Origin of the sequence: Vibrio sp. STUT-A11, from assembly GCF_026000435.1 — a bacterium.
Classification (GTDB): domain Bacteria; phylum Pseudomonadota; class Gammaproteobacteria; order Enterobacterales; family Vibrionaceae; genus Vibrio.
Genome location: NZ_AP026763.1, coordinates 2,311,210 through 2,331,067, shown reverse-complemented (window position 1 = coordinate 2,331,067; position 19,858 = coordinate 2,311,210). Strand labels below are relative to the sequence as shown.

The window sequence follows — 19,858 nt, the reverse complement described above, 5'->3', positions numbered from 1 at the left end:
AGATGACGTACGATTTGATACTAGAATGAAAAGTATCGCCGCTTGATGATCAAAAGGCTTAAAATCAAGTGAAATGTAAATTCAAGGATGATAGGTGAATAATGAAAATTGGGATAATAACCTGCGGATATGTCGATCCACCTTTGTCTGATGGCCACGGCCAATATGCAGATATGATTGAAAGCGCTTTTGCTAGCGTGAATGACGCGATGACGTTTCAAAACTTTGACGCGATAAAAGGTGAGTTACCAAGTTTTGATGAGTGCCACGGTTTTATTATTACTGGTAGCGTGCACAACGCTTATGATGATTTGCCATGGATTCTGGATTTAGCGGATTGGATCCGTTGCTGTGAAGCAAGAAGAAAGCCACTGGTCGGGATTTGTTTCGGACATCAGTTAATTGCCAGAGCACTTGGTGGGGTGGTGAAAAAGTCTGAGAAAGGTTGGGGCTTGGGCAGTTATGAGGTAAAAGTCGTGGCACTTAAGAAATGGATGAATCTTGCCATTAACAGTGCACGTATGCTGGTAAGCCATCAAGATCAAGTGGTGATTGTACCCAAAGAGATGAGTGTTATCGCTGGCAATGACTTTTGCCCTAACTTCATGCTGGTTAAAGACAATCATATTTTAACCGTACAAGGTCATCCCGAATTCAGCTCCGAGTTTACCGAACTACTGGTGAGAAAGCGTCAACACCTGCTGTCTGAGCGTCAGTATGAGGATGCGTTTGCTCAGTTGAAGAAGCCTAACGATTCTGCTCTTTTTTTGCATTGGATGGACGCTTTCTTTACGCGTGATCAGCAAAGGATAGGCTCTGAGGAAATGCAGAAAGTCGGCTAATAAAGAATGGATTACCATTGTGACCGCGGCATTCTATATCAGCATTATTAATGATTCGAATGTCGTCGGTTGCAGATGACGACAAAGGCCTTCCAGTCAGAAACCGCTTAAACTCGCTAGCTATCTTTAACTTCTCACTTCAACCTCTCTTTAGCTGCGCACGTCTTTACTCTATAATCCCTCCGTTTTATTCGGTACTTAACCATTTTCTCCTGGGATATTTTCATGATTTCAAAAAACCAATTAAAACTGCTTCGTGCTTTGGGTCAAAAGAAGCAACGTAAAGCGCACGGCTTATTTCTGGTTCAGGGTGAAAAGAACGTACTGGAGTTAGCAACGAGTTCGTTAACGGTTAAACAGATTTTTGCTACCGCGGAATTTCTTGAACAGCACCGTCAAGAGCTTGGTCACTTTGACTGCATCGAAGCATCACTGGACGACCTGACCAAAGCCAGTACGCTGGTTAGTAACAACGCGGCAATTGCGGTCGTAGAAATTCCAAGTACGAAAGTGCCTCAGGCGAAAGGCTTGATGATTGCATTGGATGGCGTGTCTGATCCGGGTAACTTAGGTACCATCATTCGCGTCGCGGATTGGTATGGCATTAAGCACATTATTGCGAGTTCGGACTGTGCGGATCCGTACAATCCTAAAACCATCAGTGCGACGATGGGCAGCTTTGGCCGAGTTCAGGTTAGTCTTGTCGACCTGCCTAGCTACTTAGAACAAGCGAACTTGCCAGTCTACGGCGCGTTTCTGGAAGGGGAAAGCGTGCATAAAACCGATTTCTCTGCCGAAGGTATCTTACTGATGGGCAGTGAATCACACGGTGTGCGTGAAGAAGCGTCGAAATTCGTGACTGACAAAGTCACCATTCCAGCTTTTGGTGGTGCAGAGTCGCTTAACGTTGCCATGGCGACTGGCATCATTTTGGACAATATGCGTCGTCAACACAGCTAATTCAGCGAAATTGAAAGACAAAAAAAGCGTAACAACTTCGGTTATTACGCTTTTTTCGTTTTGGATGCTTTTATTTTTCCAACATATCTAGCTTGTTTGGCACGCCGTTCCATTTCTCGGCGTCTTCCATTGCTGGTTTTACCTCAGTCTGTACTGGCCAAATCTCAGCAAGCTCTGCATTTAATGCCGTATAGATTTGTTGATCTTCTGGGACTTCATCTTCCTGAAAAATCGCATGAGCGTCACACTCGTCAACACACAAGCCGCAGTCGATACACTCTATTGGGTTGATTACCATGAAGTTTGGCCCTTCGTGAAAGGCATCAGCCGGGCACACTGCGACACAGTCAGTGTATTTACATTGGATACAGTTATCGGTTACGACAAATGCCATGATAATCCGCTCTTAAGTTAGTCAAAATCAAAGAAAGGGGATAATACTCGTCCCAAGGTAAAATTCAACATTCGATAGGTTAAATAGCCCCTCTCACTTTGATTTAGTATGACAGACAATTCAATTTCTCGTAAAATGCGCGCCATTGTGAGCTGACCCTGTATTTCGCAGGGTTTTGGCTAAGACACCAACTACCCGAGACATCGATATGATTCGTATTAATGAAATTAGACTTCCTCTAGACCATGAGGAAGGCGCGCTATTAGACGCGATCACTAAAAAGCTTGGCATTCCTGCTGAGAAAGTTATCTCTTTTAACGTCTTTAGACGCGGCTACGATGCTCGTAAGAAAACCAATATTCAGCTGATCTACACGCTAGACATCATTGTTGAAGGTGATGAAGCGGCGCTGCTAGAGAAGTTTACCAAAGACCCACATGTTCGCCAAACTCCAGATATGGAGTACAAATTTGTCGCGAAAGCACCTGAAAGCCTGAAAGAGCGCCCTGTGGTTATCGGCTTCGGTCCTTGTGGTTTGTTTGCTGGTCTGGTTTTGGCTCAAATGGGCTTTAACCCAATCATTGTTGAGCGTGGCAAAGAAGTACGTGAACGTACTAAAGACACGTTCGGTTTTTGGCGCAAGCGTGCGCTAAACACAGAGTCAAACGTGCAGTTTGGTGAGGGCGGAGCAGGTACGTTCTCTGACGGCAAGCTTTACAGTCAGGTAAAAGATCCAAACTTCTACGGTCGTAAAGTGATCACTGAATTTGTCGATGCGGGTGCACCAGAAGAAATTCTTTACGTAAGTAAGCCGCACATCGGTACCTTTAAACTGGTTACGATGATCGAGAAAATGCGCGCGAAAATCATCGAACTGGGTGGTGAAATCCGCTTTAGCACACGTGTGGATGATCTTCACATGGAAGATGGTCAGATTACGGGTGTAACGCTATCTAATGGTGAAGAAATCAAGTCTCGCCACATCGTTCTTGCGGTTGGTCATAGTGCTCGTGACACTTTTGAAATGTTGCATGATCGTGGCGTTTACATGGAAGCAAAACCATTCTCGGTTGGTTTCCGTATTGAGCACAAGCAATCGATGATTGATGAAGCGCGCTTTGGTCCAAATGCTGGTAATCCGATTCTTGGTGCTGCGGATTACAAACTGGTGCACCACTGTAAGAATGGCCGTACTGTTTACAGCTTCTGTATGTGTCCGGGTGGTACTGTGGTTGCAGCTACGTCTGAAGAAGGCCGCGTAGTAACCAACGGTATGAGCCAATACTCTCGTTCAGAGCGTAACGCGAACAGTGCGATTGTTGTAGGCATCTCGCCAGAATTGGATTACCCGGGTGATCCGCTTGCAGGTATCCGCTTGCAGCGTGAGTTGGAATCTGGCGCTTACACGCTAGGTGGTGAGACGTACGACGCGCCAGCACAGAAGATTGGTGATTTCCTGAAAGGTCGCGATCCAAGTGAGTTGGGTGATGTGGAACCATCATTCACACCGGGCATTAAACTGACTGATTTGTCGAAAGCACTACCACCGTTCGCAATTGAAGCGATTCGTGAAGCGATCCCTGCTTTTGACCGCAAGATCAAAGGATTTGCTTCAGATGATGGCCTGTTAACGGGTGTGGAAACTCGTACTTCTTCACCGGTATGTATTAAACGTGGTAAAGACTTCCAGAGCATCAACTTGAAGGGTTTCTATCCAGCGGGAGAAGGTGCTGGTTATGCTGGTGGCATTCTGTCTGCTGGTATCGACGGTATCAAAGTCGCGGAAGCAGTCGCACGCGATATTGTTGCTGCGATGGAAAACGATTAATTTAACCACCTTTATCAAGCTCCTAAAGCCAGTCAGTTCCTCTGACTGGTTTTTTTATGTTTGTTCTCTTTCTCATTTAGAGTAAAGATTAATAGACTAAGGCTATAAGCAAAATTGGCACTTTCCATTTAGTAAAATCAAAAAATTAGACGACACTTACCTTAAGGCCGCAAGAAATGGTGTTAAGGAGATAAGAATGGCTTCATTAAAAGTAAAAGATTACATGACGTTGCAAGCAGTGACCTTCACCAAAGATATGTCGCTTACAGCCGCTTTGAACAAGGTAATGAAAAGTGTCAATCTCGGTGGGCCAGTTATCGATGAGAATAAAAAGGTAGTGGGATTCTTATCAGAACAGGACTTGTTGGATAAATTGGTTAAAGCAAGTTATCACTGCCAAGACACACATACGGTTCAAGAATGTATGCATGATGATGTACTTTCGGTCTCGCCAGAAATGTCGATCATCGATTTGGCGGATATGATGAAAGTTGGTAAACCCAAAGTTTATCCCGTGGTTGATGATAAAGGAAAGTTAGTTGGGATTATAACCAGACGTGACGTACTCAGAGCTATCGGTGTGACGCTTGATGAGTGTTTCATGCATCCGGTATAAACCTCGGAACATCAAAATAAACAAAAAGGCGCACTGGCGTCTTTTTGTTTTTAGTGTGAGTTTTTTTAGTTTTAGCTAGAAAAAGATTTTTAGTAAATCTACTTGACCTTGGAGCTTACTCTAAGGTTTATCCTTATTGTTAGATGAAGAGCTTTTCACCAGTAAGGAGCGACGTATGTGTACGAAACATCAAGGTTGCCAATCAGGCAAAATCAAATTGGCGGTGCCGTTAGGGGCGAGTGACTCCTGTTGTGAGCCAACCAAACCGACAGCTAATATTACCCAAGCCTCTGTTGATACAACAGAAAGCGCTTGCTGCAGTGGCGGCGGTTGCAGTTCAGATTCCCCCGAAGAAGAAGCCCCCGAAAAACTGTCCAATGCTTCTATCCGCAATAGTTGGCTGGTCTCTGATATGGACTGTCCGTCCTGTGCTTTAAAGCTTGAAAAAGCCATTACCAGTTTAGACGGTGTCAGCAATGCAAAAGTGTTGTTTTCTACTGAGAAACTGATCGTGGATTTCGACAACCATTCACTTACCTCTCTTATTGAACAAACCGCTCGTCAGACGGGCTTTCCACTTGCGTCACTCGATAAACCAATGAAGAAAAATCAAATTAAAGGTTGGCGCGGTGTTATTTCAGACAATTTGCAAATTTTGTCTATCTCTATAGCCATGTTAGTCGCTGCTGTGGTTGCCAATGTGAGCCCTCAAGTGAGCTCATGGATATTCACTCTCACCTGTCTGCTTGGCCTGTTTCCTATCGCACGCAAAGCGGTGAAGTTAGCAAAAGGGGGAACGCCGTTTGCGATTGAAACCCTCATGAGCGTTGCAGCGTTAGGCGCATTATATTTAGGTGAAACCGCAGAAGCGGCGATGGTGCTATTGCTTTTCCTTATTGGTGAAAAGTTAGAAGCGTATGCATCATCGCGTGCTCGTAGTGGTATTCAGGCCCTGATGGATTTGGTTCCTGAAAACACGATCTTGATTCAAGAGGGGGTGCGCAAAGAAGTACCAGCCTCTCAACTGCAGCCAGGAGATGTAATTGAAGTAGCGCCCGGAGGTCGTATGCCTGCCGACGGCATACTAATGAACTCAATGGCCAGCTTTGATGAAAGCGCGCTGACTGGAGAATCCGTGCCCGTTGAATACGAAGAAGGCGGCAAAATCATGGCGGGTGCCGTGGTTGTCGATAAGGTAGTGCAGGTGCAAGTTACTTCTCGTCAGGGCGATAATGCGATTGATCGCATCTTACATTTGATTGAAGAGGCAGAATCACGAAAAGCCCCGCTGGAACGTTTCTTAGATAAGTTCAGCCGATGGTATACGCCGTTAATGATGTTAGTGTCGTTGGTGGTCGTTGTTGCTCCGCCAGTGCTGTTTGCTCAACCTTGGGAGACTTGGATTTACCGTGGGTTGGCACTGCTGCTGATCGCTTGTCCGTGCGCTTTGGTTATCTCGACACCAGCTGCGATTACTTCAGGTTTAGCGGCGGGAGCTCGTCGCGGTGCATTAATCAAAGGCGGTGCCGCATTAGAGTTGCTTGGGAAAGTGGAGTCGGTGGCTTTTGATAAAACCGGTACGCTGACCGAGGGTAAGCCAAAAGTCACCGATGTGTTGGCATATGGCGTAACTAAAGAGCAGTTAATGAGCCATACTGCGTCGATTGAAGTGGGGTCAAGTCACCCATTAGCCGTATCGTTGGTCAATAAGGCCAAAGAGTTGGGTATCACAATACCAGAAGCAAGCGAAAAAACTGTGCAGGTTGGCTCGGGCATAACAGGGCTCGTGGAAGGTAAGTTAATTCAGGTAATAGCCCCGTCGAAAGCGGAATTTCAGCTTTCCCAAGATATACAAGATCAGGTTACTGATCTGGAATCGTCGGGGAAAACAGTGGTTATTGTGCGCTTTGAGCAGAAAATCGTGGGTTTGATTACCTGGCAGGATACGTTACGTGAAGATGCGCAACTTACCGTTTCTGCTCTGAAAGGGTTAGGTATCAGCTCTGTGATGTTAACGGGAGATAACCCTCGTAGCGCGGAAGCCATCGCCAATCAAATAGGGTTAGATTATCAAGCCAGTTTGTTGCCTGCCGACAAAGTACATTATGTTGAAATGCTTTCGAAGCAGCATACCGTTGCAATGTTGGGAGATGGAATCAACGATGCGCCAGCGATGAAGGCTTCCAGTATTGGTATTGCCATGGGAGGCGGGACAGACGTGGCACTTGAAACGGCAGATGCGGCTCTGACTCATAATCGTCTGTCAGAACTACCAGCAATGATCGAATTGTCACGTGCGACAATGAACAATATTCGCCAGAACGTTGCGTTAGCACTTGGCCTGAAAGGCGTTTTTCTTGTGACGAGCTTGTTTGGTATTACTGGACTTTGGATGGCGGTACTGGCAGACAGCGGGGCGACGGCTTTAGTCACGCTGAATGCCCTGCGACTGTTACGCTTTAAGTCGAAACACAGGTAGTAATGAAACAAAGTTGCACTATATTTAACCCGGAACATGAGAGTGTCTCGGGTTTTTTGTTTCCCTAGACTCAATATTTTCCTGATTGATAGTCAGGCGTCCATAGCCTCTCATTTAATATGCAACTATGTTTTTGTTTCAATAAAAATGTGACCATGATCTATTTTATGTGAAAGTGGTATGGAATTACATTTTGTTGGTGTGACTGATATCACTATATATCCCGTTAAGGTTCGATACAGTTCTTCTGTACCCAACCACAGATTAATGAGCTTATTGCCGAAAAAATAAGCCACAATAAGGAGCGACTTATGTCTCAAGCTGTATTCCATCTAGGTGTTACTGAAGCTGATCTTAATGGTGCGACTCTAGCCATTATTCCAGGTGATCCTGCCCGCGTGCAAAAAATCGCAGAGCAAATGGAGAACCCAGTATTTCTTGCAAGCCAACGTGAATACACGCTATACCGTGCAGAGTTGGACGGTAAGCCTGTTGTGGTTTGTTCAACTGGTATTGGTGGCCCTTCGACTTCTATTGCGGTTGAAGAGTTAGCTCAGCTTGGCGTACGTACTTTCCTCCGCGTTGGTACCACTGGCGCTATCCAACCAAACGTAAACGTTGGTGACATGATTGTGACGACTGGTTCTGTTCGTCTGGATGGTGCTAGCCTGCACTTCGCGCCAATGGAGTTCCCTGCGGTCGCTGATTTTGATGTGGCGACTGCGATGAAAGCCGCTGTGGAAGAGTCGGGTGCTACTGTTCATATGGGAGTAACAGCATCAAGTGATACTTTCTACCCAGGCCAAGAACGTTACGATACATTTACTGGCCGTGTTGTTAAGCGTTTCCAAGGTTCAATGAAAGAGTGGCAAGACATGGGCGTGCTGAACTTTGAAATGGAGTCAGCGACACTGCTAACCATGTGTGCAAGCTCTGGCCTTAAAGCAGGTTGTGTTGCAGGTGTTATTATCAACCGTACGCAAAAAGAGATCCCGGATCACTCAACTCTGAAAGAGACAGAAGCTCGTTCTATCAAAGTTGTCGTAGAAGCAGCGCGTAAAATGCTTTAATTCGTCTTTCATTGACGCAAGAGAATCGAACAAGCCAGAGGGGAAACCTCTGGCTTTTTGCTTTTGGTTGTACTAACAATGACAAAAAGCAGCGTTTCCACTGCTTTTTGTATTTTGTTGATGATTAAACTTCGTCCGAACCACCTGCCGCTTTAAACCACGCAGTAAGGTGTGTTTTCAGATCTTTTAGCTCATCAGGACCAATCAGAGCTAATCCCAGATCTTCGGCACGAGTAATGTCGTTATGACGTAGCGGACGGAAGCTGACCAGCATTGCCCTAGCTTGTAGGCCACCTAACAAATCGCGCAGTGATTCCAGTTTATACAGCGTGTCATCGCCGTCATCACGCATACCCTTTGTTTTACACTCGATGATGTGAAGCTTGTTGTTTACCACTGTAGCCACATCAAGTTCATTGCGCACTTCACTTTCACCAAGCTTACGGTAGACCTGAACGTTCAATGAGCGGTCTTGAATCGTTGGCATGGTGTCTTGAATCTGCTTAACCGTACTGTGCACCAAAGTTTCTAGCCACTCGCCGTTAGAGAAGCGACGCGCATCTTCATTCGCAAAGGTTAGAATACCGTTTTCGTAGGTGGCAATGTGCGCCTCAACCAGATCGCTAATCAACATATTGAGCTCGCGATAGCCTTGTTGCTTTTCAGACAGCTCTACATCCAACTTCTGCTCTTTACGGCAAGTCGTTGCAAGGTAGTTCAGTGTCGCTAAGCCAGGGCCAAGCTCAAGAGCGTTTGATGCCCAACGTTCACCTAAATCGTATAGCTTTTTATCCAGCAGAGGAGGAAGGTCAAGGTATTGGAACTCGCCTCGAGCACCAAAGATAGTCAGATAATCGGCAATCTTAATATGGTCTTCTACCTGGGTGTCTTCTTGGCCATCAGGGTAAAGCCAGCATAATTTGTCGCTGTTTGGTTCAACCACAAAGATTGGCCAGTGATAAGTGCGGAAGACTTCATAAACAGAAAGTAGACGATGTCTGAGGCCACAGCTGGCATTGAGTTTTACTTCTTCGCCGCGGTCATGAAGGTCTTTCGCTAATTTCTGAATCGACTGTTTAATCAACGAGGTATTGACTGCGGAAGGGATCTCAAAGAATTCGGAGGTAATCTCGCGCTGCGTTAATACGGAACTCAACCGGTTGTACATTTCTTTTTGGCTTGAGTCGCCGATGAAGACTATATGCGAACTTAGTGTGCGATTATCCAACAGGGGAGTAACCAACCTCACTGGGTCTTGGTCAATAATACCAACATGAACAGCCATAGATTTTCCTTTTTATGCGGCCGCTCGAAAATAGATATGCAAGAGGATGAGCCGGCCATACTAACGATATGTAGACACGGCGTATAAAAAACAAGGGCGACATCATAAAAAGTCGCCCTTGCACAGTTGGTTGAACCAGTTCCGGTAACGCCCCCTATAGCTTAAAGCGGTGCACCAGTGCGTTTTGTTGATGTGCTAGGTTGGTCAGCGACTCACTGGTTTGTGCGATGCTCGACATTGCCTGATAGCTTTTATCTGCGATATTGCTGATGTCTTCAATGCTACGTGCGATGTCTGCTGATGTTTCACTCTGCTCCGCTGCTGCTTGCGAAATATGGGTACTCATTTGACTGATTTCGATGATAAGAGCCTGAATTTCTTCCATCGAGCTATTGGCTTTTGAAGCTTGCTCCACAGAGACTTCCATATCGTTCATACAGCTTTGAATGACGTGGTTGGCGGAAAGGGAACTCGATTGCAGATTGCTGATCATCGATTCAATTTCCGTAGTGGATTCTGTGGTTCTGGAGGCAAGCACACGTACTTCATCGGCGACGACGGCAAAACCACGCCCCTGATCGCCAGCGCGAGCGGCCTCAATGGCAGCATTCAGCGCCAATAGGTTGGTTTGCTCGGCAATGTTACGAATTACATCCAGAATAGAGCCAATCTGTCCGCTCATCTTCTGTAATTCAGATACGGCACTGACAGATTCATGTAAACGCGTCTCCAGTTGATTAATGGTGCTTATATTGCCACTCATCGTATTACGACCTTCTTCTGAAGCAGACTCTACACGCTGGACCATTTCTAGAGAACTTTGAGCATTTTGTGCCACCTCCTGAACGGAATGAGACATTTCTGTCATGGCTGTCGCGACATTCGCGGTCTGTTCACGTTGAGAGTTCAATTGCCTCTGGGCTAAGGAAGAGGTTTGCTCGTTAGTGGCGGCCGTAGACGCTAAGTTTTCAGACGCATCGTTCAATTTAACCAGAATGTTGTGCAGGCTGTCAGCGAGAGAATTGATGTGGCCACTTACCCGACTGAATTCATTTTTGTAACGAATATCTATTCGCTGCGTCATATCTCCTTCGGTTAAGCTCTCAAGTACGTTCAGGATCTTGGTCAGAGGTTCGCGCACACTGTGAGCAATGTGATAGCCGATGGCGGCAGCAAACAGCACGACGACAACACCAATGATCATGGCTTTTGTGACACCTGCAGAGTATATATCACCCGCCTCAGCAAGGGAGTCATTTAATTTATCTGTGGCGGTAGTTGTAAACTGCTTCAGAATCGCCATGGTTGCGTCTACTTTGCTGGTAAGGTTTGCTATGTTGGCATACAGCGCAGAGCGAGCGGTGAGGTAGCTGTTGTGTTGATCCAGAACGCCACCACGTTTACCCACATCACGGGTGAACTGTTCGACAGAATCGCCAAAGGCCTTTTGAAGTTCAGGCAATTGTGCAGCCAAACCACGGAACGCGTCGTTTAAGTGCGATATCGCTTTGCGGTTTTTAGTGACGGCTTTGGTAACAAACTCAGAGTTAGAGCTGGCTAAGGCATCTGAGGTGATCACTTCGGCGTCTTTCAGTTTGATGAAGTAGCTTTTCGCCATCACTTTCACCGAGATACTAGATTGATCATCAACGTATTCTTTTAGCCCGATAGAAAGTTCAGTATTCAGCTTTTGGAAGCGTCGTGAAGATTTCTGAACCGCTTCTTGGGCTGAGAACATGGATTCGTAGTTATCCATCGCTTCGATAGCTTCTGTAAAGTAGCTTCGTTCTAATGATTTCAGCTTGGCAAATGGTTCGGCTAGGGAAGGGTAGATTTCACTCGCGGATTTTAATTGCTCCAGGGTGGATTCAAAACGTTGTTGAGATTTGGCGAATTCCTGACGCATTTCGTCCATGCGTTGTTTATTCTCTGTTGTCAGAAAGTCTTTGAAAGATTTATCTGCTGAAAGCAACTCGACACTGGTTTGGTTCGATAGCGAAACCAGCGGTAAAGATGACTCGGATACGGTCTGAAACTTGCCATGAATGTCATTCATTCCGCCCATCATTATGGCAATAGTGACGGCGAACAGGATGATGATAAGTCCAAAACCAGCATACATCCGTTTAATTACTGAACCTCGCATACGTGAGCGTCCTCTCCCAGAAAATAGACAAAAAGGTTTCCAAATAACGTCAAAATGCTGGCTTCGTAGTGGTTTAGTCCATATTTGGTCAGTATCTGTAAGTAATTTGGAGATAATTTATAGTTGTCTTAAAAATGTAACAAAATTAACCGGATTGTATTGACTATGCGACGCGCATTTTATGACGCAGGCTACAAAAAAAGCTTTGTTTTAAATACCTTAATGAATAATGTTAAGTGAACACTGTTTTTATTGAGCTCTGCTTAGGGTTGGCGCATACTAACTACGTTACACAACTTATAAAATGGAGTACCTATGCCGGAAGAGACTATCTTTAGTAAAATTATTCGTAAGGAAATCCCAGCTGATGTTCTTTACCAAGACGATTTAGTGACTGCTTTTCGTGACATTAACCCGCGCGCGCCTAGCCATATCCTTATTATCCCAAATAAATTGATTCCGACAGTGAATGATGTCGAAGCTGAAGATGAAGCGATGCTGGGACGTCTATTTACCGTCGCGAGAAAGCTTGCAGAAGACGAAGGCATTGCTGAAGACGGTTACCGCTTGATCGTGAACTGCAACCCACATGGTGGTCAGGAGGTTTATCACATTCACATGCACCTATTGGGCGGCCGTCCTTTAGGGCCAATGGTAGTAAGTTAGTCTGCATCAATAGGGTGGTGAATACGCCACCCAATTTATACTCTTTTCTGGGCACACATTTGTGGAGATAAATGTGAAATTAGGTGTGAAGCTATTAGGGCTAGTGAGTTGGGCTCTTATGGCGACTGGCTGTGCTAATTTGTCTGCGGGTAATTTATTTAGCCATTACAGTGATCAAAACCAAGACATGTATCAGGCTGTGGTTGCTGGAGAATATGTGAAAGCCAAACAACTTCAGTCGAATGATGTGGGTGGTGAGATACTTGGCAATTTCGAAAAAGGCAGACTTTCATTTCTCGCTCAAGACTACCCAACCAGTCTCAGTGCATTGGAGAAAAGCGATCGCGCTGTTCGTGTTCAACAAGACCGAGCCACTATCTCGCTCTCCGAGACCACCACCAGCGTCGGGGCTTTAGCCATCAATGATAACCTCAAAGATTATCAACCTGCTGACTATGAGCTTGGCTTTCTGCACTTATATCTGGGCCTCAATTACCTGCAGAAAAACGATCTGGAAGGCGCGTTGGTTGAGGTCCGCCGTGCTAACCAAGTACAGGAAGCGGCACGAAAAGCACGTGAGAAATCGTTACAAGCCGCAGAAGAAGATCTGAAAAACCAAGGTATGTCAGCCAATTTGGGCAGTGTGCTGGCAAACTATCCCGATGCAGGGGGAAAACTCAGTGCGGTGCAAAACGGCTATCTGTTTTACCTTTCAGGTTTGTTGTATGAAGCATCGCGTGACCTGAACAGCGCGTATGTGGATTACCGACGGGCTCTGGCGGTGATGCCTGACAATAAACAAGTGATAGAAAGCACACTGTATGCTGCCAAGAAATTAGGTATGCGTGAAGACCTTAAGCTGTTAGAAAAGCGCTATGGTAAGGCGCCTTCTGGACTAACCAAAGCACAAGGTCGCGTTATCATCTTTGATGAACAAGGTGTAGTTGAAGCGTTGCAAGGTTGGCGCATCGATTTACCCATTTATGATAGCCGAAACAAATGGGCAATCTACTCGTTAGCACTGCCTTATTACCCGCAGCGAGGTTCACAGAGGTTTAATGGTGTCAGCCTGAATGGCGCGACACTGAATTCGAGTATTTTGGCCGATATCAATGCCATGGCCCAAAATGATCTTAACGAGCGTTTGATGACGATTGTTATTCGTCAGGCTATCCGAGTTTGGGCGAAAGATCGCGTGCGCAAAGAAGCAGCGGCGAAAGGTGATGATGTTGGCAATATTCTGTTTAACGTCTGGAACACATTAACCGAACAGCCTGATACCCGAAGCTGGCAAACGCTGCCTGCGAGAGTAAAAACCGCTTCTCAAATCGTGAAACCCGGCACACAACGTTTAAACTTGGGGGATCAAGTCTATCAATTTGATGTGCCTGCGCAGCAAACGACATTAGTTTGGGTTTCGCGTCAAGGGGCTCATTCGACTGTGTGGCATAAACAACTGGGGAGATTGTAATGAGATCTTGGCTTATTGGCTTAGCGTTGATTGTAGGTTTGGCAGGGTGTGCAGACAACACTGCCGGTATCCGAATTGATGGTCAGACGCAGCAAATCTTTTTTAACGACAATGTGTTGGGCAGTCGATTACTGGTAGACAAGATTACGACCACGTATGTCGACGACCGGCCAAGAGGAGTGGTTCAGCTTAATAGCAACTATCAAGGTGATCAGCATATCCTCTACCGCTTTTACTGGTATGACAATAACGGCCTGGAAGTGAACACCAAACCGGGGCCGTGGCGAAAAGCGATCGTGCGTGGTTTTGAATCAGTGACACTTTCTGAAGTGACAGTGAATCCAAATGGCACTCGATTCCGAGTACAAATCAGAGAAGCACAAGACAATTAATTTTTAGCTTGCGCCTAGAGTGCGTAGGTATTGAATAAACTAAGGAACTCTCATGAAAAAAAGTATTATTGCTCTTTTAGGTCTTGCCGTCATTTTGGGGGGGTGTTCTAACAAGGTCTCTTACGGTGATGCGCAAGCGACAGAAACTACCACCATTGATTTTGGTTCTACCGACTTGCAAACCATTGCTGCTGAAATGGTCGATAGCATGATGATGTCTGGTTCTGTAGCGGCAATTACTCGTGATCAGCGTCCTATTGTGTTTGTTGAACGGATTAAAAATAAGACCAGCGAGCATATTGATACTGAGTCTATTACCGACACGATTTCTACTAAAATGCTGAATTCAGGTAAGTTCCGTTTTGTCGATATGGACCGAGTCGAGTCTGTTCGTCAGCAACTAAACTTCCAGAATACCGATGAGCTAGTCAATCAGAGTACTGCTATCCAGTTTGGTAAAATGGTTGGTGCGCAGTACATGCTTTACGGCAACCTTTCAAGCATTGTGAAGAATGCGGGAAGTGACAAAGACGTGTACTACAAAATGACCATGAGACTGATGGATCTCGAAACCGGCTTGATCGAGTGGGCGGATGAAACTGAAATCCGCAAAGCGCAATCAAAGAGCTTATTCGGTCTCTAACCGATAGTTATGGAGAAGTCATCAATGGCACTGTTTTCTTGGCCACAGGCTAAACAGCTGGATCCAACCCTGAATGCGCTTGATGTCTTCTTCATAGAACCTCCTGTGAAAGTACAGACTCTTACAGGAGGGTTGACCAACCGTTGTTGGCGCATAGAGACGGCGGATGGGCTTGCCTACGTCTGGAGACCGTTGAGTAAAGTCTGTCAGGCATTTATTATTTCTCGTCACAACGAATATCAGGTCCTGAGTGCCATTGAGGCTCTTGGCATCGGACCCAAACCAGAATTCATCCACGAACAAGGTCTTCTCGTCGAGTGGGTAGAGGGGGAGACACTCACTAGTGTTGGTATCAAGTTGGACGAGTTGCTTTCTCTTGCAGCGTCGATTCATACGTTTCCATCCAAGGCCATACCGGTAGCTCCTTTCTCTTATCTGTCCAGAATCGATCATTATTGGCTAGAATTAGACGGTAACTATGTAGAGACAGAGTTTGAGGCTTTGTATCAGAAGTGGCGCACTGAACCGAGCATAAAGCAGCTGCCACTGGCATTGTGTCACTTTGATTTAGGTTGCTATAACTTAGTTAGGGGCGATGAAGGAGTCAAAGTTATCGACTGGGAGTATGCTGGGTTGGCAGACCCTCGATTAGACTTAGCACTGATACTGCAGGTTGCCGATGTGCCGGTCAAAGATGGAGTAGAACGTTATTGCCAAATTCGAAATATTGAAGATGTCTCAGCCTGGATGGATGGTGTGAGAGCGTGGCAACCAAGAGCGTTAGTCATGGCGATGCTTTGGTATTTACTGGCCTATCAATTGTGGGGAGATGAACAATACTTAAACAGTGCTAACGAGTTTAAAGGTTTATTGTGTATCGACGATCACTGTTTTGATAACTCGTGACATATTCCCCTTTAAGAGTAAGGAAATAGTGTTAGTTTTACGAAAAGTACCAGATATATACAGGGAGAGGTACAGATGATTATCTACTTGCACGGCTTTGACAGTACTAGCCCGGGTAACCACGAAAAAGTTCTTCAATTACAATTTATCGACGATGACGTTCGCTTTATTAATTACAGTACGCTTCATCCTAAACATGATATGCAACATCTACTAAAAGAGGTGTCGAAGGTTATTGATCAATCTGATGATCCTAATCCATTGATCTGTGGTGTTGGCCTCGGTGGATATTGGTCTGAGCGGATTGGTTTTCTGTGTGGTATCAAGCAGGTGATCTTCAACCCAAATCTGCATCCTGAGAAAAACATGGCAGGGCGTATTGACCGTCCTGAAGAGTACGAAGATATTGCCACTAAGTGCGTAGACCAGTTCCGAGCAAAAAATCAGGGACATTGCTTGGTTATTTTGTCTAAAGAAGACGAAGTACGCGACAACAAAGAAACCGCCGCGGAGCTAGAAAAGCACTACCCAATCATTTGGGATGATACTCAAACCCATAAGTTCAAGAAGATCTCTCATCACTTACAAGCAGTGAAAGAGTTTAAAAATACCTGATACGCATTATTTCATCCAGCCTCTGAACAAAAATGGCACTCTCCGGAGTGTTATTTTTTCAATTTATCCTGAACAATGACTTTCTGAGACTTCTCCACGGGGCTTTAGGCTTACCCAGATTCGCAGTTGTTTTAAACAATTATTGTGTTCCGTCTACTGTTTTACTGTTGTGATTCTATGTGGCACGAAGGTGGTGTTGTAGACTGGTCGATAAAGTAGGCAAACCGTATTCTGAGCAAGGATTTTGGTTGCCTTCAAAACATGTCTCTATATAATGAGCGGGATTAAAATTGTTTGACAAATATCAAAAAATTATTGAGAGCAGGTAAAAAACTTGCCCATTTTAGTCTGATCTATTAGGCATCAGACACAGTAGAAGATGCACAATAACCAATTGATAAAAATGAAGAAAAACTAAGCATCTATTTTAATCCCAACAACTTGAGACACCTCTAAGAACCAAGAATTCATCGGTTGGATGCTTTTCATCAGCGTGGCTGATAGTGAAGCGTCGGGCTGAACCCATTTATTCATTTTTGTAGAGGAAAATCATTGTGACACGCATTATCGTTGTAGGCGGCGGTGCTGGTGGCCTGGAATTGGCAACTAAGCTTGGTCGTACACTTGGTCGAAAGAAACGCGCGGAAATTACGCTGGTAGACCGTAAAGCGAGCCACTTGTGGAAACCATTGTTACACGAGGTAGCAACAGGATCATTAGACGAGGGTGTCGACGCATTGAGCTACCGTGCTCATGCGAAGAATCATAGTTTCGACTTCCAAATGGGTAGTCTTCAAGACATTGACCGTGAACGTAAAGTTATCACCTTGAGTGAACTTAAAGACGAGCATGGTGAACTGCTAATGCCAAGCCGTGAACTGGAATATGACATTCTGGTGATGGCGATAGGCTCTACTTCAAACGACTTCAATACGCCTGGTGTTCGTGAAAACTGTATTTTCCTCGACAGCCCAGAGCAGGCTCACCGATTCCGTAGCGAAATGAACAATGAGTTTCTTAAGCTTCATGCGAAAAGTGGTAATGGTACGGTTGATATCGCAATCGTTGGCGCAGGTGCAACAGGTGTTGAACTGTCCGCTGAGTTACATAATGCGATTAAAGAGCTACGTGCTTACGGCTTTGGTGACTTAGACTCAAGTAAGCTCAATGTAAACTTGATTGAAGCAGGTCCACGTATTCTTCCTGCGCTTCCTTCTCGAATCTCGACAGCAGCACATCAAGAATTGACCAAACTTGGTGTAAATGTGCGTACTGCGACTATGGTGACAAAAGCTGAGAAAGATGGCTTGACGACTAAAGATGGCGAAAAGATCTCGGCTAAAATCATGGTTTGGGCTGCAGGTATTAAAGCACCTGATTTCATCAAAGACATCGCTGGTTTGGAGACGAACCGAATCAACCAGCTGGTGGTGAAAAATACCTTACAAACCACACGCGACGATAACATCTTCGTTATTGGTGACCTGGCTCAGTGTACTCAAGAAGACGGCTCGTTTGTTCCGCCACGAGCGCAAGCGGCTCACCAAATGGCAAGCCGAGCATTCAGCAATATTGTTGCGATGATTAACGGTCGTGAACTAAAAGACTATGTGTATAAAGATCATGGTTCTTTGGTTTCTCTGAGCCAGTTCTCGACAGTGGGCAGCTTGATGGGCAACCTGACTAAAGGTTCAATGATGGTTGAGGGTCGTATCGCTCGCGTGGTGTATATTTCACTGTACCGTATGCACCAAATTGCGTTGCACGGCCTTTTCAAGACTGGCTTGATGATGCTGGTTGGTCGTATCAACCGTGTATTGCGTCCTAATTTGAAGCTGCATTAATACAACAATAATGCCAATCGCTTAACGATTTTATCCGTGTCATTCCAGCAAGCTGAGCCGTTAATGTAATTATTTCGACCATAAAGTGCGCGGAAATTAGATCCTGAATCACACTCCTTTGTCGTTGTTCAGGATGACCGGAGGCTTAAATATGCCGTTAGCTACTAAACGAGCGGCATTTATAATACAGCAAGGGCTTGCTTGGCTTCAGCAAAGCGAGTTTATGTTTGGGCATAAATAAAAAGCCACCGCATGTCGGTGGCTTTGTGTTTTTCTGCAGCTAAATCCCAAAAGTTACTTAAGATCGTCTGGTAGCAATGAATAGACAATGCCATCTTTTGGTTTGCCGTCAAAGATGTAGCGATTTCTCGCAATCGCCTCTTGGTGTGCACCAACGGATTCGATCAGTGCCTGACTGGCAGTATTATCAGGGTCGCAGACAATTTCGATACGCGTCAGGCTAAGTTTAGCGAAACAGAATTCGGCTAGTGCGCAGACCGCTTCTTGTGCGTAGCCATGTCGCTGATAACGGTCGGCAATCCAATAGCCGATGCTCGCCATGTTAAAGGTATGGTAAAGCTCATTAATCGCAACCATGCCAAGAAGGGCATTGCTTTCGCGGTCATAAACACCAAAGCCAAAAGCTTCTGTTTTCACCCAATTCAAGCGTGTGGAAAGCAAGAAATCCTGTGCGTATTTGAGTGACACGTTTTCACCGCACCAGTCTAACCAGGTATGCAGAGAAGGAGATTCGGCAAGCAGCGTATGCAGAGCATTTGCATCATCGGCAGGAATAAGACGTAAAGCTAAGCGCGGCGTAATAATTTCAAAATCGGGGCTCATGAATTGATATGACTCCCTTACTGGTCGTTTTTTAGTTATAAAACAAAAGCGCAGCCTGAGCTGCGCTTTTATTATCTTTATGGTTTAGTTTACACGGCGTACCTGGATGATCATTCCCATTAAAGGGCTGTCCAGGTAATGTGTTTCGCTGCTTCGCATGCGGCGTTTTTGATCAAGGCGGTAAGTCTTAAGGAACTTCTCTTCTGTCACGGTTGGAGATACGTCTGCTAAGTTGCCAACTTGAACATTTGCGTCAGCTTCAGCCATCTCTTCTGCAAGCTGTTCAACAGGTTTCGGCTCAAAACGAACTTGTCTGACGCCAGGAGCACGCAAATCCATTGTTGTTTCTGCAAACAAGTAATGCTGAACGTAGACCTGAATTTTGCCATCTAGCTCATACAATGGGCCGTTTACGTTTGACTCACTGTAACCATCGCTAGCGAAGGTAGTTTGGCTACCATCGATAGGGCTGCCATCTGAATAATACGAGCCAGAAAAATCGCGACCAGCCACAATGCGGAAGGTTGGTGCACTGCCTTGTCCCCGATCACCTTGTCGCCAAGCTACATGCTTTAACACTCTAAATCCGGCGTGACTATTCAGTGCAGCCTCTTGCGGATTTAGGCGAAACGAAGAGCTAGGCAGTAAGGACACGCCTTTAGATGAGCGATAAGCGTCACTATCTAAACTGCCAACATTGGTCATGTCGATTTTCGGTAGTTGGTCTGGCCAAGACTCACTTGTGTTCTCCGCGTCGACGGTGCGTTTGAAAATGAGCACTTCAATATCAAATTGACGTTGAGCCCAAGAGGGCATGGAGACACAAAGAAGTAATAACGGGATCAGTATTCTCATTCG

General features: G+C 45.5%; 18 protein-coding genes. 13 read left to right on the top strand and 5 right to left on the bottom strand.

Annotated elements, in window-relative coordinates; all coding sequences use genetic code 11:
• Nucleotides 1–101: 101 nt before the first annotated feature.
• The gene (locus OO774_RS10900; protein WP_264902407.1) at nt 102–842 is read left to right on the top strand and encodes a type 1 glutamine amidotransferase; all 741 of its coding nucleotides are present in this window, start codon (nt 102–104) and stop codon (nt 840–842) included.
• 225 nt (nt 843–1,067) lie between these two features.
• A complete protein-coding gene (locus OO774_RS10895; RefSeq protein ID WP_264902405.1) occupies nt 1,068–1,802 on the top strand; it encodes an RNA methyltransferase in 735 nt (244 codons plus the stop codon).
• A 70-nt stretch (nt 1,803–1,872) separates the two neighbouring features.
• Here the strand turns inward: OO774_RS10895 and fdxA are convergent, their stop codons facing one another.
• Nucleotides 1,873–2,196, bottom strand: coding sequence for a ferredoxin FdxA (gene fdxA / locus OO774_RS10890; RefSeq protein ID WP_014231265.1), 324 nt, complete (start codon nt 2,194–2,196; stop codon nt 1,873–1,875).
• Between the two features lie 208 nt (nt 2,197–2,404).
• Between fdxA and OO774_RS10885 the strand changes: the two genes are divergently transcribed.
• The 4 genes from OO774_RS10885 (at nt 2,405) to udp (ending at nt 8,189) form a co-directional block, all read left to right on the top strand.
• A complete protein-coding gene (locus tag OO774_RS10885) occupies nt 2,405–4,024 on the top strand; it encodes an NAD(P)/FAD-dependent oxidoreductase (protein WP_264902402.1) in 1,620 nt (539 codons plus the stop codon).
• A gap of 196 nt (nt 4,025–4,220) precedes the next feature.
• On the top strand, nt 4,221–4,640 hold the full coding sequence (locus OO774_RS10880) for a CBS domain-containing protein (protein ID WP_264902400.1): 420 nt from the start codon (nt 4,221–4,223) through the stop codon (nt 4,638–4,640).
• A gap of 175 nt (nt 4,641–4,815) precedes the next feature.
• Nucleotides 4,816–7,119, top strand: coding sequence for a zinc/cadmium/mercury/lead-transporting ATPase (locus OO774_RS10875; RefSeq protein ID WP_264902397.1), 2,304 nt, complete (start codon nt 4,816–4,818; stop codon nt 7,117–7,119).
• A gap of 311 nt (nt 7,120–7,430) precedes the next feature.
• Nucleotides 7,431–8,189 carry a uridine phosphorylase gene (gene udp, locus OO774_RS10870; RefSeq protein ID WP_014231269.1) on the top strand — a complete coding sequence of 253 codons (759 nt, stop codon included), beginning with the start codon at nt 7,431–7,433 and terminating at the stop codon, nt 8,187–8,189.
• 124 nt (nt 8,190–8,313) lie between these two features.
• Here the strand turns inward: udp and OO774_RS10865 are convergent, their stop codons facing one another.
• Both OO774_RS10865 and OO774_RS10860 read right to left on the bottom strand, forming a co-directional pair.
• Nucleotides 8,314–9,474, bottom strand: a complete 1,161-nt coding sequence (locus tag OO774_RS10865; protein WP_264902395.1) for a DUF1887 family protein — start codon at nt 9,472–9,474, stop codon at nt 8,314–8,316.
• Nucleotides 9,475–9,628: 154 nt separating this feature from the next.
• Nucleotides 9,629–11,620 carry a methyl-accepting chemotaxis protein gene (locus OO774_RS10860; protein WP_264902393.1) on the bottom strand — a complete coding sequence of 664 codons (1,992 nt, stop codon included), beginning with the start codon at nt 11,618–11,620 and terminating at the stop codon, nt 9,629–9,631.
• A gap of 315 nt (nt 11,621–11,935) precedes the next feature.
• On the opposite strand from OO774_RS10860, the gene hinT reads away from it, so the two are divergent.
• The 7 genes from hinT to OO774_RS10825 all read left to right on the top strand — a co-directional run bounded on the left by hinT (nt 11,936) and on the right by OO774_RS10825 (nt 18,157).
• Nucleotides 11,936–12,286 carry a purine nucleoside phosphoramidase gene (gene hinT, locus OO774_RS10855; RefSeq protein ID WP_264902391.1) on the top strand — a complete coding sequence of 117 codons (351 nt, stop codon included), beginning with the start codon at nt 11,936–11,938 and terminating at the stop codon, nt 12,284–12,286.
• A gap of 73 nt (nt 12,287–12,359) precedes the next feature.
• Nucleotides 12,360–13,757, top strand: coding sequence for a hypothetical protein (locus OO774_RS10850; RefSeq protein ID WP_264902389.1), 1,398 nt, complete (start codon nt 12,360–12,362; stop codon nt 13,755–13,757).
• Nucleotides 13,757–14,149 (top strand): YcfL family protein, encoded by a 393-nt coding sequence (locus OO774_RS10845; protein WP_014231274.1) that lies wholly within the window; start codon nt 13,757–13,759, stop codon nt 14,147–14,149. Before OO774_RS10850 ends, OO774_RS10845 begins: the two co-directional genes overlap by 1 nt.
• A 52-nt stretch (nt 14,150–14,201) precedes the next feature.
• Nucleotides 14,202–14,792: a penicillin-binding protein activator LpoB gene (gene lpoB / locus OO774_RS10840; protein ID WP_014231275.1), complete on the top strand. Its 591-nt coding sequence runs from the start codon at nt 14,202–14,204 to the stop codon at nt 14,790–14,792.
• A gap of 24 nt (nt 14,793–14,816) precedes the next feature.
• On the top strand, nt 14,817–15,698 hold the full coding sequence (gene thiK / locus OO774_RS10835) for a thiamine kinase (RefSeq protein WP_264902387.1): 882 nt from the start codon (nt 14,817–14,819) through the stop codon (nt 15,696–15,698).
• Between the two features lie 75 nt (nt 15,699–15,773).
• Entirely contained in the window at nt 15,774–16,313 is a 540-nt protein-coding gene (gene ycfP / locus OO774_RS10830) for an alpha/beta hydrolase YcfP (protein WP_264902385.1), read from the top strand.
• 554 nt (nt 16,314–16,867) lie between these two features.
• Entirely contained in the window at nt 16,868–18,157 is a 1,290-nt protein-coding gene (locus OO774_RS10825) for an NAD(P)/FAD-dependent oxidoreductase (RefSeq protein ID WP_264902383.1), read from the top strand.
• A 294-nt stretch (nt 18,158–18,451) separates the two neighbouring features.
• Here the strand turns inward: OO774_RS10825 and OO774_RS10820 are convergent, their stop codons facing one another.
• On the bottom strand, nt 18,452–19,000 hold the full coding sequence (locus OO774_RS10820; RefSeq protein ID WP_264902381.1) for a GNAT family protein: 549 nt from the start codon (nt 18,998–19,000) through the stop codon (nt 18,452–18,454).
• Nucleotides 19,001–19,084: 84 nt separating this feature from the next.
• Nucleotides 19,085–19,855, bottom strand: a complete 771-nt coding sequence (locus tag OO774_RS10815; protein WP_264902379.1) for a peptidoglycan binding protein CsiV — start codon at nt 19,853–19,855, stop codon at nt 19,085–19,087.
• Nucleotides 19,856–19,858 lie beyond the last annotated feature (3 nt).